This window comes from Sphingobacterium siyangense (assembly GCF_023277505.1).
GTDB classification, from domain to species: Bacteria; Bacteroidota; Bacteroidia; order Sphingobacteriales; family Sphingobacteriaceae; genus Sphingobacterium; species Sphingobacterium siyangense.
In genome coordinates this window covers 129,792-147,284 of sequence record NZ_CP080574.1, presented here as the reverse complement: position 1 = coordinate 147,284, position 17,493 = coordinate 129,792, and the positions used below count along the sequence as shown (strand labels likewise).

The following is a 17,493-nucleotide window of genomic DNA, read 5'->3' as shown; positions in this document are numbered from 1 at the left end:
TCATACATTTGCGTTGTTTATAATTAATCTAAATAAATATTTAACAAGTGTATAAACGATCATCGGATCAATCCATCATGAAAAACATAAAGTTCCATAGTATCTTATTTCTCCTTTTTATTCACTGCACAGTAAACGCACAACAGTTCTCAGCATCACTCAAAGGATTTGTAAAAACCCAGACCCAACAGGGCATCGCGGGATCAACCGTGCGAATAGGGAAAGTCAACCTATCAACTGATGAAAATGGATACTATGAGATCAAAAATATCAAAGAGGGAAGCATTACAATCAGTGCTTCGGCTGTAGGCTTCCAAAAGCTATCAAAAACCATCGTTCTTAAAACGGGCGAGAACAATTTAAACCTTGAGTTGATATCGGATCAAAAAGAAATTGATCAGGTCGAAGTCTTTGGACGCACCAAAGCTCAGGAAGTGAATCGACAAGCTTTTAATGTGACGGCAGTCGATGCGACAAAACTATACAATACCACAATGGATATTTCAAGTGCCTTGGATCGTGTGGCAGGTGTACGAGTCCGGGAATCCGGTGGTGTAGGATCTAATTTCAATCTGATGCTGAATGGCTTTAATGGGGATCAGATTCGTTATTTTATCGACGGTATCCCAATGGAGAACTTCGGGTCGGCATTCCAAATTAATAATATTCCAATCAATATCGCAGAAAGGATCGAGATTTACAAGGGTGTCGTACCAGTATGGCTCGGTTCGGATGCCTTAGGTGGGGCAGTGAATATTGTTACAGGTGACCGCATGAACAGTTATGTAGATGCCAGCTACTCTTTTGGATCCTTTAACACACACCGTACCGTGATTAATGCGGCTCATACAACAAAGAAAGGCTTATACTTCCAATTGAATGCGTTTCAAAATTATTCTGACAATAATTATAAAGTCACCGTCGACGTAGCTGACATTAATACTGGGGTTTATAAAGAGGGAGTTAAACTTAAAAGATTCCATGATACCTACCATAACGAATCGCTTATCGCGAATATCGGTATCGTTAATAAACCTTATGCAGATAAACTTCTCTTTGGTGTCGTCCTAGGGCAAAGCTATAAGGAAATACAAACAGGAGCTCGTATGGTATCTGTCTTTGGCGGTTGGCACAATAGAGGTACTACGGTAATGCCGACATTTAAGTATAAAAAGAACAACTTCCTGACCAAAGGACTAGATGTGATCATCAATGGAAACATCAATTTGGGAAGCAACCAGAATATTGACACTGTTCACGCCCGTTTCGACTGGTATGGCAATAGAAAAAATCTCGACGGACCAGGCGGCGAACGTTCCTACTCGATGTACAAATACAAAAACAATGCTGGGGTAGCAAATGCCATTATTAACTATAAACTTTCGGAAAGACAAAGTCTATCACTGACAAACGTATTTAATACCTTCAAACGCAGCGGTCAGGATGAGGTAAATCCACAGAACGCAGCTAACGAACGTGCTCAGCTAAGTCAAAAGAATGTTTTATCCTTCGGTTATCAATACGATATCAAAGATAGATTTAGTTTGAATGCCTTTTTAAAACATTACAACCAACATAATACGAGCGGCAATAATGAGCTGGAAAAGAACATTTCAAGATTAGGATATGGAACAGCCCTTTCTTATTACCTAGCTCCGACTTTACAGATCAAGGGATCTTATGAACTCACAACCAAAATGCCTACACCAACAGAACTTTTTGGTGATGTAGAAAATTACGAGGGAAATGCTAGTTTGAAACCAGAGAAAAGCAACAACATGAATTTAGGGGTACTTTATGATTTCAATTTGAATCCGGACAATCGCTTCGCCTTAATAGCCAATGCTTTCTATCGTCACGCGGACGACTTTATTTATCAACGGTTGAACAACAACCAGTCCAAATATGTATCGGACAATAGAGATGGCGTTCGATCAATCGGTGGCGACTTAGATCTGCGCTACTCGCACAAAAGATGGTTTATGGCTGGATTAAATGCCACTTATCAATCTGTCAAGAATATGCAAAAAGTAGAGCCTGGTTACACAGGCGTAAGTCCACTATACAAAAATCAGATGCCAAATATTCCCTATCTATTTGGCAATCTGGACGCGTCAGTTATTTTTCCAGAGCTCGGAGGCAAAAACAACCGGTTAAATGTTGGAGCCAACCTCCTGTATGTTCATGAGTTTTGGTTGTATTGGCCAGGCCTAGGTTCTACCGACGCAGATGCTGAAAAGAGAAAAATCCCGACACAGTTAAGTGTAGATGCCAATGTGGTATACTCCATCGCAAATGGTCGGTACAATATTGCTCTGGAAGGCAAAAACCTCACGGACAACCGTTTGGTTGACAATTTCAGTCTACAAAAGCCAAGCCGCGGTTTCTACCTCAACTTACGTTATTTCTTCAACAAACAAAATAATTTATAAATATTTCAAACATGAAAACAAAATCTCTATTCTCCCTATTAGCAGCAGCTATTTTATTCGGATCTTGCTCAAAAAGCGAATCTTCTGGAGGCGAAAGCACTGATGGTGGCAGCAAATATATCGTTGCAGTAACTCCAATTGCAAGCACTGGCGTAGCAGACTACCTGGTTACGGCTAATAGTCTTGATGAGGGAACAGTTTCGATCCTCGGTAACGGAATCGAGCAAGACGGAACTTACCGCTATTATTTGACAACTAACAACAAATTCTTCAGCTTCTTATACGGACAAGGTAATCCAGGAGCAGTGACGGCCTACAATTTAACAGAAGGCAAGTTAAAAAAATTGACAAATTTTCAGTCGGAAACTGTAGCCGCATTTGCGGCGGTCAAAGAAGATGTATTGATGACTAAAATGTCCAGAAATCTGGCGGCACCAACTCACACCTGGTACCGAGTCAACACCAATAGCCTGTCTATTGTGGGAGAAGGATCATTGAATGCGCTGGAACTGGCCAACAATGGCGAAATTGGCTATTTCAGTTGGTTGACGCAAGTAGGTAATAAAGTATATGCGCCATTCTTTTGTATCCAAGGTTCATCCTTTACTACTGCATACCCAAACAAAGCATGGGTTGCAGTATTTTCTTATCCGGAGATGAAACTTGAAAAAGTTTTTACAGATGAGCGTACCAGCTATGTAGGCCAGTACTTTACCAACGGTCTAGGTACAGTAGAAAATGGTGATATTTATGCCTTCTCCGCAGCAAATGCCACGTCAAAAGTTGGTGACGTTACCAAAATCACGTCAACAAACCCGCCCGCTATTTTACGTATCGCATCAGGTACGACGGAATTTGATAAAAACTATTTCTTCAATGTGGCTGAGATTTCTGGTGGTTATAACATCGTTAACTGGACCTATGTTGGCGGAAATAATTTCATCGTAAGTTCAAAGAAAAAACAATCCGATGGCACTTACAGCGCGACGACAACAATTGCAGCTGTAAACGTCGTAGACAAAACATTTAAAATTGTATCGGGTTTACCAAAAGCAGATGAGGTAAAATCATTTACCCAAAGAAACAACTATAGCAAAAAAGATGGCAAAACAGGCTACATTGGCGTAAACCTGACTTCTGGAGAGAGCTATGTGTATAAGATCGATGCCTCGGCTGCAACAGCGACCAAAGGCTTAAAAGTTGAAGGTGGTACGATTACCGCAATCGAACACCTAGACTAGTCTTTCTTAACTGATAATCGTATACCCAATATGCGAATTCATAGCATATTGGGTATATCCATAAATCAACAGAACTCACTATGTACACATTTTTATTGCTGCTTATTTTCACCGGTAGCTTTTTCTGGTACTGTTCCTCCGAAAAGGTCAAAATAACACAAGGCCCCAGCCTCTTGTTGAATCTTGCAAAAGATAAAAACCGCTCAAGAATATTAGCCATTGTCCTTCTCGGACTGGCATGGATACTGACCATCTATCTGCAGGGCATACTCTCAGGAACACTGGCCTTTGGCGCTTATACCATGGGATTCTTCAGCCTAGTTGTACTTTTATGGCCCTATCGATATTTTCAGTGGAAACAACTGACAGCTGTCCTTCTAATCGCCCTTCTTTTTGAATTTTTTATTTTTTAAAACATGCCGGCCAATAAAAAATATCTGAGCAGCCCATTCCAACGTTTCCTCAAATTGACCGCCGGATTCTTTGGTGGTTATTTCGTGATGTTATATCTCCATCTTTGCCTAACAAAAGTATTTGATAAAACAGACATTTTGATTACGGCTTATGTTACAGGTTTTATCGCTTGGGGTGTGCTATTGCTTATCGCCTTTCTTTCACGAAACGGTTGGATAATATGGGGCATTTACCTGCTTCTTATTGCTATATTCTATAGCATATTTATCTACCTATAATCACCTAAATTATGAATCTAAGACGTTATAATATCTATTTCAATACGCATACAATCTCAGGAATAATCATCTGTGCCATTTTATATGTAATTTTCTTCGCCGGCTCCTTTTCCTTTTTTAAAAATGAAATCAATGCCTGGCAAAAAAATGAATCCGACAAAGGTGGAACCTACCGAAATATCGTTTTTGACCACCTACTGGACTCCATTGGTCGGATCAAAGAACTCAAAGGCAGGGATATTGCGTTCTATATGCAACATAACGGCCATGCAAGTTATGTCAATATAGGTACCTCGCAGGATACGATAATTGCTAATAAGGCCAAAGAGTTGGCGGCAAAAAAAGAACTGGAGGAAAAAAAGAATAGAAAAGCGAACGTAGAGGAAGGAAAAAAGAAAAAACGAGGGCGTGGGCGCCGTGGTGCGGAGGACTCGATGTATTTTACCTATGACCTTGCCACAAAAAAACCGTCAGATTATAGTGATAGCTACACGATGGGGGAGTTTCTCTATCGCCTCCATTTCCTTGCTCCGCTCAACCAGATCGGAATAAATATCGGGCGCCCTTTTGGTTATACCCTGGCTGGACTAGTATCCTTTATCTTCCTATTCGCATTGATCTCAGGTCTAATGCTTCACTGGGACAAAATCAAATCAAACTTCTTTGTATTTAGGCCCGGAAATAAATGGAAAACGGTATGGACGGACATGCACACAGCCTTGGGTGTGATCGGATTCCCTTACCAGTTTATGTATGCGCTGACGGGGATCGTGCTGATTGTGAACTCGGTACTGATTATTCCCTTTAGCAAATACCTATACGATGGTAAGGAGGATGAGGTTTATGCTGCGCTCGGTTACAACGACAATACAAAATATACTTATTTGTATGAACCACTCACCACAGCTTTCAACATGGGGAATTTTTTAGATAAAGTAGAGAACAAATGGCCAAATAGCCATATGAACCGCATCTTTATCAAAAACTACGGCGACAAAAGCATGCATGTTGTTGCCTTATATGATGCTGATATTGATAAAAATTTTGCTGGTTCGGGCAGGCTGATTTATCGCGTAGCCGATGATAAGATCCTTTTTGAAAAATCCGCAGCAGAAAACGGTTCCTATCTAGATTATATGAAGGGGTTCATCTACCGTTTGCATCTTGCGGATTTTGGCGGCTATCCTGTCAAAATCATTTATTTTGTGCTGGGTATCATGGGCTGTTTTGTCATCATTTCGGGCATACTGATCTGGTTGGTCGCACGGGATAAAAATAATATCCCAAAGCGCAAACGTATCTTTAATTTTTGGGCTGCCAATGTATTTATGGCCAGCTGCCTAACGATGTTCCCTGTCACCGCAATAACCTTTATCGCGGTCAAGCTGGCGACGAAAGTGGACCAGCCTTTTATATTCCATGTGTATTTCTATAGTTGGCTGGCATTAGGTGTGTTTTACATTATCCGACGTAACATAGGGAAAACAAACTTAGAAACACTCCTACTTGGCTCGGTATTGTCTTTAGCAGTACCTATTGTGAATGGGATGAAAACGGGAAACTGGATATGGGAAACTTATCGCTTAGGCTCAAATGACATTTTACTGGTAGATCTACTATGGTTATCCTTGGGAATAATCGGACTACTCATCTTTAAAAAGATGTTACAAACGGCAAAAAAGGAAAATGCGAATGGCAAAAAAGTTACTGGAGCAACTACCAAAGGCCATACGAAGTCTGGCAATAGCAGCGATAGCGACAGTGCAACTGGTACAGGCAGTCCAGTGCCGCCAAAGAGAGCGTTTGCCCTAAAAAACAAACCTGCTACAGAGATCTAAAATTTCGTTGTTCATATCTGCACTGGGCGAGCTTTAACGCTCGCCTTTTGCTATACCCACATTAATACTTATATTTCTCTTTCCATTTGTCCCGTAAACTCTGTCTTAATTTTTCCTCCTGCGAATTTTGCCCTGGTTCATACAATTTGACACCGCTGATTTCTTTGGGAAGAAATTCCTGAATGACAAAATTTCCCGGATAAGCATGTGCATATTTGTATTCGGCACCATAATTTAAATCCTTCATCAATTTGGTCGGCGCATTACGGATATGCAAGGGAACCGATAGATCGCCCGTTTGTTTCACCAAAGCCTGTGCCTTATTGATTGCTTCGTACGAAGCATTGCTCTTGACAGAAGTCGCCAAATAGATCACTGTTTGCGAAAGAATAATACGTGATTCGGGCCACCCAATGACATTGACAGCCTGAAAACAATTATTGGCCAGCAACAAGGCATTCGGATTGGCATTGCCAATATCTTCAGAAGCTAAAATCAACAACCTCCGTGCAATAAACGACGGATCCTCCCCGCCTTCGATCATCCGAGCAAGCCAATATACTGCTGCATTTGGATCAGACCCGCGGATTGATTTAATAAAGGCCGAAATAATATCGTAATGCTGCTCACCCGCTTTATCATAAATGGCCATATTTTGCTGTACCTGCTTCAATACAAAAGCATTTGTAATTGGCTCTTTGTGCAATACTGCAGCATTCACAACCAATTCGAGAACATTCAACAATTTACGTGCATCGCCACCAGAAAGCCGCAACAAGGCCTCATATTCTTCTACAACAATCGCTTGTTTCTGTAAATATTCATCTTCATGTAATGCTTTTTGAATCAATCCAATAAGATCTTCTTCCGAAAGATGTTCCAATACATACACTTGGCAACGCGAGAGCAATGCAGAAATGACCTCGAACGATGGGTTTTCTGTTGTTGCACCAATCAGTGTCACCAGCCCGCGTTCAACAGCACCTAAAAGCGAATCTTGCTGCGACTTGGAAAAACGGTGAATCTCATCAATAAATAAAATGGGTTGATCTTGGTTGAAGTTCATCAGCCGTTCGGCTTTTTCGATGACTTCACGAATATCTTTCACCCCTGCTTGAATCGCACTTAATGAAAAGAACGGCCGGTCCAGCTCTCTTGCGATCAGCAAGGCCAAACTTGTTTTTCCGACCCCGGGAGGTCCCCACAAAATCATGGATGGAATATTTTTTTGCTGGATCGCATGGTAGAGTACCGCATCTGGGCCCACAATATGTTGTTGTCCCACATAATCACTCAATTGCCGCGGTCTAAGTCGTTCTGCTAATGGAATTCGTGTCGCCATAACACAAAGTTAAAAATTAAACAGCACAGCGACTAAATATTTTAGCTTTATTCATCCAAACTCTTCTATTATGAGTTCTGCAAAGTAATAAGCATCAAGCTTTCACAAGCATAGTTTTGAGGGGCATCATTCGCCGTTCGATATTACTTTAACATTTTTTCACACAATTTTTCGTCATATTTGCTCTATTATATATGTAAATTGCTTTTGGCAGAGCATAACCGACCGTACAGGTTTATCGAATTAAGTAGTAGATTGCTCAAATATGTCCTTTAGCTAAATTTATGTAGACGTTAATAATAACGTAATATTTTATGAGAATGACAAAATACTGGATTTCTATATTTACCGCTTTGACTGCTTTCATGAATATACCATGTCAGGTAATCGCACAGGATGCTGCCAAAGATTATACGGGCGCAATAAAACAATACGATGCTACCTTTAAAGGTATCGGTCCAGAGGTCTATTTTTTACCACCTCCAAAAACAGCCAATGAAATACTAGCAGAGAATTATGCCGACAAGAAGTCTTTCAGCAAAGAAATTGCCAGGCAGCTCCTGCTCCAGCGATTGCTATTGCAACTGCGGAGCACCAATAACTTGGGCCATTTTCAATATTTGATGAACCCCATGCCTACGGCGGCAAATAGCTGGGATAGCGCTATAGAGACGCAGACAAAGGCTGAAAACTGGATTGCGGGTTATGCGCTTGCCAATGAAGCAGCCTTATTTTCAATTAAAAATAACGATAGCAGCAATGCCTCAAAATTTCTATATCAGGCGCTTTCCTTGGCAAATCGTACCGATAACAGGGATGATATTGCTACAATTAATATGAACATCAGCAATTTCCAGCTGTATAGTGGAGACTTTGTACGTGCTGAAGAGAGCGCACAAAATTATCATACCTATGCGATGAAGAGCAAAAGCTATGCAGACCAAGCCAACGCCTGGCTTTTACTTGCTATGGCACGAGCCGGTCAGGGAAATTATAAAGCTGCCGAGAATAATATTATCCGCAGTGCGATCCCTTTACTCAATAAGGCCAAAGCCTATGAAGGGAAGATTTTTGCATGGGAAATGCTTGCTGAAATTTATTTTAAGCAAAATAAATTTACCGAGGCTCAGTGGTTTCTGCTACAAGCCCGCGACTTGGCCAATGCAAAAAAACTAAGTAGCGAGCTCGCTGAAATCGAATACTTGCTGGCCTCATCGAAGCAAAAAGATGGTAATTATAAGGTGGCGATCAAAGAATTTGTACAGGCCGCTGAACTGGCGTCAGATGAAAATAACAAACAGCTCTCACTTGCTATATTGGATAAACTGGGTGAGGTGTATCTTGTGCTAAAAGATTATCCATCTGCTGATCAGACCTACAAAGCCTATACGCAGTTAAAAAATGAATTGTACAATTGAAACATTTAAAACAATCTACCCCTTCTACTGGTCTGTTGAAAGAGCAGTCTACAAAGAGATTTTAAGCTTTTTGTAAATATTGAAGGATAAATCAAATAAATTTTTAGATTCTGCGATAATGTGCTACGAATTTCACTAAATTTAGCACGCTCATCAATAGGAGCTGAATATTTTTTAAAAAGAATGATTATTAAAACCGTCGAAAATATGTTTAGGAAACTCATATTTGCACTTTTTGTTGTATCCATTGTTTCTTGTGGTTCAAAACCACGAGTGGCGCTTCCTGATGATGGAGGGCTTAAACCAAGCACACAACATCAAATTATCGCTAAAGAAGTCTCGGGATTATTGGAAAATGCGAGCTACAAAAAGGTCAAAATGAATGATTCGATATCGGGTATCATATACGATAATCTAATCAAAACTTTGGATCAAGGAAAAAATTATTTGCTTCAAGCGGATATTGATGAATTTCAAGCGTACAGAAACAATCTTGCGCAGGATATCAAAAATGGAGATCTTTCTGCTGCATTCCATATTTTTAATGTCTATTCAAAGAGATACCTGGACAGAATGCAATATGCGCTTTCAGAAATCGATAAGAAACAGGATTATACGAAGGATGAGTATTACCAACCTAACCGTGAAAAATTAGGCTGGTTCAAAACAGCAGATGAAGCCAACGACCAATGGCGTAAACGTGTAAAATATGATCTGCTCAACTTAGAAACCGCGAGTGGTAAATCGACCGACAGCGCGAGGACTAAACAGGTGGAAACACTAAAGAAACGCTATGTCAATTTGATCTCGCAGGCAAAGAAAACCAATGCCAACGATGCTTTTCAGGTGGTCATGCAAGCATTGACAGATGCTGTTGACCCACATACGTCGTATTTTAACCCTTCGTTTGCACAGGCATTCAATGAAGGAATGGCCAATACGTTTGAAGGAATCGGAGCACGACTTGTCGTCGACAACGAGGCCGTAAGCATCTTCGAAATTATCCCTGGTGGACCAATATTCAAAGACAAGAGCATTCATGTCAATGATAAAATCATTGCTGTAGCCCAAGGAAAAGATGGTGAATTCGAAGACATTATTGGCTGGAGACTTGATGCAGCCGTAGCAAAAATCAAAGGTCCAAAAGGAACCATTGTTCGCCTGAAAATTATACCTGCTGGTCAGCCAATGAACTCTCATCCGCGCATTGTATCTTTAGTACGTGAGAAAATCGTCGTTGAAGAAGAGTCTGCGAAAAAAGAGATTATGAACGTCAAAGGTGCCGATGGAAAAACGTACAAAGTGGGTATCATCAATATTCCGAAGTTCTACATGGATTTTGAAGCATACAGAAGACGCGATCCAAACTATAAGAGCACAACGAGAGACGTTAGGTTAATCTTAGACACGTTGAAACAAGAAAAAGTAGATGCTGTGGTTATCGATTTGCGATTCAATGGTGGCGGTTCCTTACCGGAAGCAATTGATTTAACAGGTTTATTTATCGATAAAGGTCCAGTTGTACAAGTAAGAGACACAAAAAATAACATCGATGTCGAAGAAGATAAAAACGCGGGTGTATCCTGGGATGGTCCACTGGGCATCATGATCAACCGCTTCTCGGCTTCGGCTTCTGAAATCTTCGCCGGTGCTATTCAAGATTATGGAAGAGGTATTATCTTAGGATCTCAAAGTTATGGTAAAGGAACAGTGCAATCGGCAATCGATATGTCACGCGTTATCAGCCCAACCAGCCGCTTACTGCTAAAAGCCTCAGGTGAAAAAGATCCGGACACCCCAGAAGGTGCTCCTCAATATGGACAGATCAATATCACACTAGGTAAATTCTATCGTGTAAACGGTAGTAGTACACAACATAAAGGGGTTACACCAGATATCGTATTCCCTTCTCAGTTTTCTGCAGAGAAATTTGGCGAGAGCTCAGAAAAATCAGCACTCCCTTGGGATCAGATCCAATCGAGCAACTTCAAAAAAGTAGCTGATCTAAGTACTGTTGACAAAAAATTAGAAGCAATGCATGAGGCACGCATTAAAAACTCATTGGAATATAAGTATCTGAAAGAGGATATTGAAGAAGCTCAAAAAGATGAGGATGTTAAAATTCCATTGGAACTCAACAAATTCAAAAAAGAGAAAGATGACAACCTCAAGAAAAATAGAGACCGCATCAACGCTTTACTGAAATTGCAGGGTAAACCAGCTTGGGAGGAAGGTAAGTCCCAACCTAAAATCGATCTTGACTTTGTGAAAGATGAAAGTGCCAAAGTGATGACCGATTATATCATCAACTTTCAAGCAAAAAAATAGAACGTATTCTCTCTCTAAAAAAAGGCAACCGTAATCGCGGTTGCCTTTTTTTTTCTGAAAGTGTCTGATCTTATTGGCCAGAAAGAACCTTCAGTTCGCTTTCATCGCTGTTGGTGTCTTACAAAGCCGTGAAGGTTTTATGACATTCATCACAATAGGGAGAGTTTAACATTAAATTCACGTTTTCTTTGTAACTTATCGCTACATTCATTGTTTTAGTAATATACCGGTACTGCTTGAAGTCCGAATGATTCCCATAGCTCATACGCTAAAGATTTTGCAGGACAGGATGCACCAACCAGGTTATAGAAGTTAAACGTATAAAAAAGAATATCATGAAACGTATCCTCCTGTTAACTGACTTTTCAGAAAATGCTCTTCTGGCAGCACAACAAGTAGCCCTATGCACAGAAGCCTGGAAAACTCAAAAGGTTATTGTCTACCATACGTACAACAGTGTTACCATTGTCAATAACGAACCTATTGTCATTGTCAATGATGAGGTAAAAGAGACCAAAGAGAAAGAACTGACAGCATGGTTTGACCAAATTAGATTATTGTTCCCTCCACAAGTGGAACTAACACATCAGATGGAAGATGTTGATCTGCCATTGGGAGTCAATGACATGTGTAAATCGCACGACATTGACCTTGTCGCATTGGGTATCACCGGACAAACAGGTTTTGCAAAGATCCTCGTCGGAAGTAATGCCATTACACTGATGGACATCTGCAATAAGCCCATGCTTATCGTTTCCCATAAGGTAAATCCTGCCGTCCCCAAAAATGTGTTGGCTACAACCGATCTGAAGGAGGTAGACAGAAAGCTGGATTTATTCAATTTAGATCAGGTTTTAGATACTTTCAATGCACAATTGTATGTTTTGAACGTTGCTAAAAAAGAAGGTTCAGCAGCAGACTTGGCACAAGAATTAAAGCATCTCCATGAACGCCTGGACAAATATCATCCGATTTATGACTACATCAGCCATGATGATATTGCACTAGGTATTGAAGAATATGCCAAAGAGAAACATATTGATCTCATACTTTCATTCCATAAAAAGCAAGGACTATTAGCGAGCTTATTCAAAACAAGCATTTCTAAAAAAATAGCCTGGAATGGCGCTGCCAACTTACTGGTGATCCCCATGGATAGATCGTAGAAATCTGTGCTTTGTAAATATCAACAACGATGGACTCGTTGTCCAATAGAAACAAATTATACGACAAAAACGCCGCAATTTAGAATACATTGCGGCGTTTTTGTCGTATAGTTCTTCCTCCGGGAAATCTCTTACCGGGGAGTCTCTTATTTCTTGTCAACCGAATGTTTACCCGGTCCAACAAGGATAAGTCCTAAAAACACAAAGCAAAGCTCAATCGCATGTGATGCACCAGAGATACCATCTCCTTTAGAAAGATGCATTAATCCAGCGATGACCATCGTAAATGCAAGCAATAATGCCGCTGGTCGGAAAAAGAGCCCCAGCAGTAAAAATAGGCCCCCAACAGTTTCGGTTGCAGCTGCCATAAAACCCCAAAAGGTAGGCATAAAATGAATACCAATATTACCCATTGATTTTCCGACACCTGCCCAGAGCTCAGGACCGCCCTGCAATTTGGGCAGACCGTGCATGATCATCATCACCCCAAGTCCAACACGCAAGACCAAAAGTCCCGTATCCCTATATTTACCCAATGAATTCCAAATTGCCATAAAAAACGTTTAATTTATTAAAACTTGAATTACCGATCTCCCTAAATTAATGAAATTATTTAAATTGAACCCCTCACAGTACTCACCATAATAAATAAAGCTATTGCATTTATAATACTTAATGCGTAATTTGATGACTATAGACCCGATTATAATGCTTTGGAACGGCTAAGACAGCGTAAAAAACCTTAGCCACGGATTATGGATCAACAAATAACTAAAGGATGAAAAACCTACTCTTGTTAACAGACTTTTCGGACAATGCCTATGCTGCTGCTCGATATGCCGCACAATTAGCTCCACTTTGGGGCATTGAAAAAGTTGTCCTATACCACACATACGAAGTAATCCCTACCGTTGGTACTGAACCTGTTGTTATCAGCAATTCAGAAATCTTGGAAGAAAAACAAAAAGATCTCAATACCTGGCAACAGGAACTGATATTGCTTTTCCCTGAGGGCATTGCCTGGAAATCAGTTCTTGAGGAATATGAACTGAGCTATGGTGTAAACCGTACCTGTGCTGAGGAGGACATTGACCTTGTTATCGTCGGAACTGCAGGTAAAAGTGGTTTAAAGAAACTGCTTCTTGGGAGCAATACCCTCAAGCTGATCGAAAATTGTCACACACCATTACTGGTGGTCCCCGCACGAGCAGAATTTCGGGTACCCAAAAAGATGTTGATCGCCACCAATCTCAAAGAGGTAAAACTAAAATTAAACCGTCTTTTGGTTAATGCCGCCGAAGTATTACGGAAAAGTGAGGTCTATGTCGTCCATGTGACTAAAGAAGACCCTGCAAATAAAGCAGTAAATGCCGAAATAACAACCATGCAGGATTTACTGGCTCCTTATCATCCCATCTATAGCTATATCCTCAATGCAGACATTGCTTCAGGAATCAACCAATACATCAACGAAAATCACATCGACATGATGGTCACTTTCCATCGGGATAAAGGCTTATTAAGCAGAATATTCAATACAAGTATAGCGCAGAAGATGGCTTGGAAAAGCCATGCTGCGATGATGGTCATCCCCGTACATTCAGGTTAACCAAGATATATGGTCTGGAAAAGTTCTGTTCAGTTAGGCTTACAAATAAGTTAACTGAACAGAATTATCGGTAGTTTCCAATGTTACTTTTCGGCCAAATACCAGGGCATGATTGTCATCAATATGCCCGGCAGGGTAGCCAAAAGCCACCGGAAAATCATATTCTTTCACTTTATCCCACACAATTTCTTCAACACTTTGCCCAAAAGTAGGATCATTGTCTTTCATGGCAGAGAACCCTCCCACAATCAGACCTTTTAATTTTTTTAGTTTTCCTGCGCGTTTCAACGCCCATAACATTCTGTCTATGGAATAATAGGCTTCACCGACGTCTTCAATAAATAAAATTTTATTCTTGTAATTGACATCCGAGTCCGACGCAAGTACAGATAATAAAATCGCCAAATTTCCACCAACCAATTTGCCTTCGCCTTTACCCGCACGATTGGGGAATAACGTTTGCTCGTAGGTAAAATCCATAGTATGGCCAAACAATGCATTTTTTAACGTTTCCAACGATGCTTTTGTGCCCGTTTCAAAAGACTTTGGCATCTGCCCATGTATTGTTGCAATTTTATAGTTCCGTTGAATATGACTATGCAATACGGTAATATCGCTAAAACCCACCAACCATTTGGGATCTTTTTCAAAGCTTGAAAAATCTATCTGATCGACAATACGAACACAACCGTAACCTCCGCGCGCGGCAAAAACCGCTTTAATCGACGGATCATCAAGTGCCCACTGCAAATCAGCAGCGCGTAAATTGTCATCTCCGGCAAACTGATGGAACGATGTCCCAACAGTCTTCCCAACCACAACCTCCAGCCCCCAGTTCTCCAATGTTTTTATGCCAACATCAATAGAGCCACGTATAAAACTCGCAGGACAAACGATAGCTACTTTATCGCCTTCTTTCAGAAAATCAGGTATTTTGGACATCTTTTTTATCGCTAATGATCAAACAAAAACTTCATGGCTTCGAAGACAGCAACAGCTATGCAATCGAACTGAAGAATCTTTCTGGCCAATAACATCAAACACTTTCAAAAAAAAGGACCTCTACATTGCAAAGTCCGATTATAAATTTACTTGATATATTGTGCTTATATGTACAAATAAACGTAAATTTATCTAAGTTTTCTACCGCTATTTTGAATAATATTTCTACGATAACAAGCTGTTAAATGGAAGCGCATTTTAATCAAGTTGAAACAATCGTAGAAATGAGCCAAAACAAGAATTCAAGAATAAATTGTTCGATATGACACGCATTTATATTGCATATAAACAGCAATTTATCTAAGTTTGCCAAAGAAAACAAGTACACACTTTAATATACTTTCAAGCATTGAGTATTCTAGATAAAAAACGTTATACCATCACATCGGCATTACCTTATGCCAATGGTCCTTTACATATTGGACACCTTGCCGGAGCTTATATCCCAGGGGATATCTTTGTCCGCTATTTGCGTCTGAATCAAAAAGATGTAGTCTATGTATGTGGTTCAGATGAGCATGGTGCGGCGATTACCATCCGTGCAAAAAAAGAGGGCATCACCCCGCAACAAATCATTGACAAATACAATAAACAAATCAAAGAAAGCTTTGAGGAGTTTGGTATCTCTTTCGATATATATCACCGTACATCGGAGCCCATACATCACCAGTTATCGCAGGATTTCTTCTTGAACCTTTACAACAAAGGTGAATTTGTTGAGAAATTTTCAGAGCAGTACTACGATGAGGAATACCATCAGTTTTTGGCCGACCGTTACATTACGGGAACTTGTCCAAATTGTAAGTCTGAAGGCGCCTATGGTGACCAATGTGAAAAATGTGGGACATCACTTAGCCCAACAGATCTGATCAACCCAATTTCAACGTTAAGCGGAAAAACGCCAGTTTTGAAAGAAACGAAACATTGGTACCTACCTTTGGATAAATACCAGCCTTGGCTTGAAAAATGGCTGATCGAAGGAAAGAAAAATATCCTTAAATCCAACGTTTTTGGCCAATGTCAATCTTGGCTTAAATCCGGTTTACAGCCGCGTTCAATGACAAGAGATCTCGATTGGGGCGTCGATGTACCTTTGGCTGAAGCAGCGGGTAAAAAACTATATGTTTGGTTAGATGCACCTATCGGTTATATCTCAGCAACAAAACAGTGGGCTTTAGACCATGGTAAAAACTGGGAAGACTATTGGAAAACCCATGAAAACCCAGCAGACGATTCTACGCTGATCCATTTTATTGGAAAAGATAATATTGTTTTCCACTGTATTATTTTCCCGGCGATTCTTCATGCACACGGCGACTATATTTTACCAGAAAATATTCCAGCCAACGAATTCCTTAACCTGGAGGGCGATAAGCTATCCACGTCCAGAAACCATGCGGTTTGGTTACATGAATACCTACAGGAATTTCCTGACAAGCAGGATGAATTGCGTTATGTATTGACATCCATATTACCGGAAACTTCGGATGCAGAATTTACATGGAAAGATTTCCAAGCTAGGATCAACAATGAGCTCGTTGCTATTTTTGGAAACTTTGTCAACCGTGTCTTGGTACTTTCCCACAAATATTTTGATGGCAAGGTATTGAACGGCTCGCCACTAACAGCTGTAGATCAAGCGGTACTGGATGAACTAAAATCATACCCTACTTCTATCAAATCGTCTTTGGAGCAATTCCGCTTCCGTGAGGCATTGGCAGAATTTATGAATGTAGCTCGTCTGGGCAATAAATATCTTGCCGATGAGGAACCATGGAAAATCATTAAAACAGATGAGGAACGTGTCAAAACCATCCTAAATGTAGCGGCACAGATCGTTGCTAACCTTGCTGTTCTTGCACAGCCGTTTTTACCGAAAACAGCGATCAAATTATTTGAAATGCTTAATTTTCCACAAGGAAACTGGAACGACGCAGGTTCAGATGCTTTGATCCAAGCTGGACACCAATTGGGTGAAGTGCAATTGTTATTCGACAAAATAACCGATGAACAAGTCGACTTCCAATTGAATAAGCTTGCCGAAGCAAAAGCAAAAAATCTAGCTGATAATGCAAAAGTTGCTCCAGCGAAAGAAAACATCAGTTTTGACGATTTTGTTAAAATGGATATCCGTGTCGGAACGATTACAGCAGCCGAAAAAGTTGCGAAAACAAAAAAATTGTTGAAATTAACAATCGATACTGGTATTGATACACGCACGGTCGTTTCGGGTATCGCAGAATTCTTCAGCCCTGAGGAGATCGTAGGTCGTCAGGTATCCATCCTGGTCAATCTTGAGCCTCGTGAAATAAAAGGAATTATGTCACAAGGAATGATCCTTATGGCAGAAGACGCTGATGGTCGATTGGATTTTGTCAAACCAGATACAGCAATTAAAGTCGGAAGTACGGTACGTTAATATAAG

Annotated in this window: 13 protein-coding genes; 10 read left to right on the top strand and 3 right to left on the bottom strand. The window is 40.4% G+C overall.

Features of this window, described 5'->3' with window-relative positions:
- Nucleotides 1–77 precede the first annotated feature (77 nt).
- The 5 genes from K2F45_RS00615 (at nt 78) to K2F45_RS00595 (ending at nt 6,203) form a co-directional block, all read left to right on the top strand.
- Complete coding sequence (locus K2F45_RS00615; protein ID WP_075990531.1) at nt 78–2,432, top strand: TonB-dependent receptor; 2,355 nt, start codon at nt 78–80, stop codon at nt 2,430–2,432.
- 11 nt (nt 2,433–2,443) lie between these two features.
- Nucleotides 2,444–3,673, top strand: a complete 1,230-nt coding sequence (locus K2F45_RS00610) for a DUF4374 domain-containing protein (protein ID WP_248932783.1) — start codon at nt 2,444–2,446, stop codon at nt 3,671–3,673.
- Between the two features lie 80 nt (nt 3,674–3,753).
- Nucleotides 3,754–4,086 carry a hypothetical protein gene (locus K2F45_RS00605; protein ID WP_248932782.1) on the top strand — a complete coding sequence of 111 codons (333 nt, stop codon included), beginning with the start codon at nt 3,754–3,756 and terminating at the stop codon, nt 4,084–4,086.
- Between the two features lie 3 nt (nt 4,087–4,089).
- Nucleotides 4,090–4,365, top strand: a complete 276-nt coding sequence (locus K2F45_RS00600) for a hypothetical protein (RefSeq protein WP_075990528.1) — start codon at nt 4,090–4,092, stop codon at nt 4,363–4,365.
- Nucleotides 4,366–4,376: 11 nt separating this feature from the next.
- A complete protein-coding gene (locus K2F45_RS00595; protein ID WP_248932781.1) occupies nt 4,377–6,203 on the top strand; it encodes a PepSY-associated TM helix domain-containing protein in 1,827 nt (608 codons plus the stop codon).
- 61 nt (nt 6,204–6,264) lie between these two features.
- Here K2F45_RS00595 and K2F45_RS00590 read toward each other — a convergent pair whose 3' ends face one another.
- A complete protein-coding gene (locus K2F45_RS00590; RefSeq protein ID WP_120335710.1) occupies nt 6,265–7,545 on the bottom strand; it encodes a replication-associated recombination protein A in 1,281 nt (426 codons plus the stop codon).
- Between the two features lie 314 nt (nt 7,546–7,859).
- On the opposite strand from K2F45_RS00590, the gene K2F45_RS00585 reads away from it, so the two are divergent.
- The 3 genes from K2F45_RS00585 (at nt 7,860) to K2F45_RS00575 (ending at nt 12,457) form a co-directional block, all read left to right on the top strand.
- Entirely contained in the window at nt 7,860–8,963 is a 1,104-nt protein-coding gene (locus K2F45_RS00585; protein WP_248932780.1) for a tetratricopeptide repeat protein, read from the top strand.
- 207 nt (nt 8,964–9,170) lie between these two features.
- Nucleotides 9,171–11,291: a carboxy terminal-processing peptidase gene (locus tag K2F45_RS00580; RefSeq protein WP_201666878.1), complete on the top strand. Its 2,121-nt coding sequence runs from the start codon at nt 9,171–9,173 to the stop codon at nt 11,289–11,291.
- 335 nt (nt 11,292–11,626) lie between these two features.
- Nucleotides 11,627–12,457 carry a universal stress protein gene (locus tag K2F45_RS00575; protein ID WP_201666879.1) on the top strand — a complete coding sequence of 277 codons (831 nt, stop codon included), beginning with the start codon at nt 11,627–11,629 and terminating at the stop codon, nt 12,455–12,457.
- A gap of 146 nt (nt 12,458–12,603) precedes the next feature.
- On the opposite strand, the gene K2F45_RS00570 is transcribed toward K2F45_RS00575, so the two are convergent.
- Nucleotides 12,604–13,011, bottom strand: coding sequence for a DoxX family protein (locus K2F45_RS00570; protein WP_075990522.1), 408 nt, complete (start codon nt 13,009–13,011; stop codon nt 12,604–12,606).
- A 224-nt stretch (nt 13,012–13,235) separates the two neighbouring features.
- On the opposite strand from K2F45_RS00570, the gene K2F45_RS00565 reads away from it, so the two are divergent.
- Nucleotides 13,236–14,066, top strand: coding sequence for a universal stress protein (locus K2F45_RS00565; protein WP_248932779.1), 831 nt, complete (start codon nt 13,236–13,238; stop codon nt 14,064–14,066).
- Between the two features lie 39 nt (nt 14,067–14,105).
- Here K2F45_RS00565 and K2F45_RS00560 read toward each other — a convergent pair whose 3' ends face one another.
- Nucleotides 14,106–15,008 carry a S66 peptidase family protein gene (locus K2F45_RS00560; protein WP_248932778.1) on the bottom strand — a complete coding sequence of 301 codons (903 nt, stop codon included), beginning with the start codon at nt 15,006–15,008 and terminating at the stop codon, nt 14,106–14,108.
- Nucleotides 15,009–15,417: 409 nt separating this feature from the next.
- Between K2F45_RS00560 and metG the strand changes: the two genes are divergently transcribed.
- A complete protein-coding gene (gene metG, locus K2F45_RS00555) occupies nt 15,418–17,487 on the top strand; it encodes a methionine--tRNA ligase (RefSeq protein ID WP_083663428.1) in 2,070 nt (689 codons plus the stop codon).
- Nucleotides 17,488–17,493 lie beyond the last annotated feature (6 nt).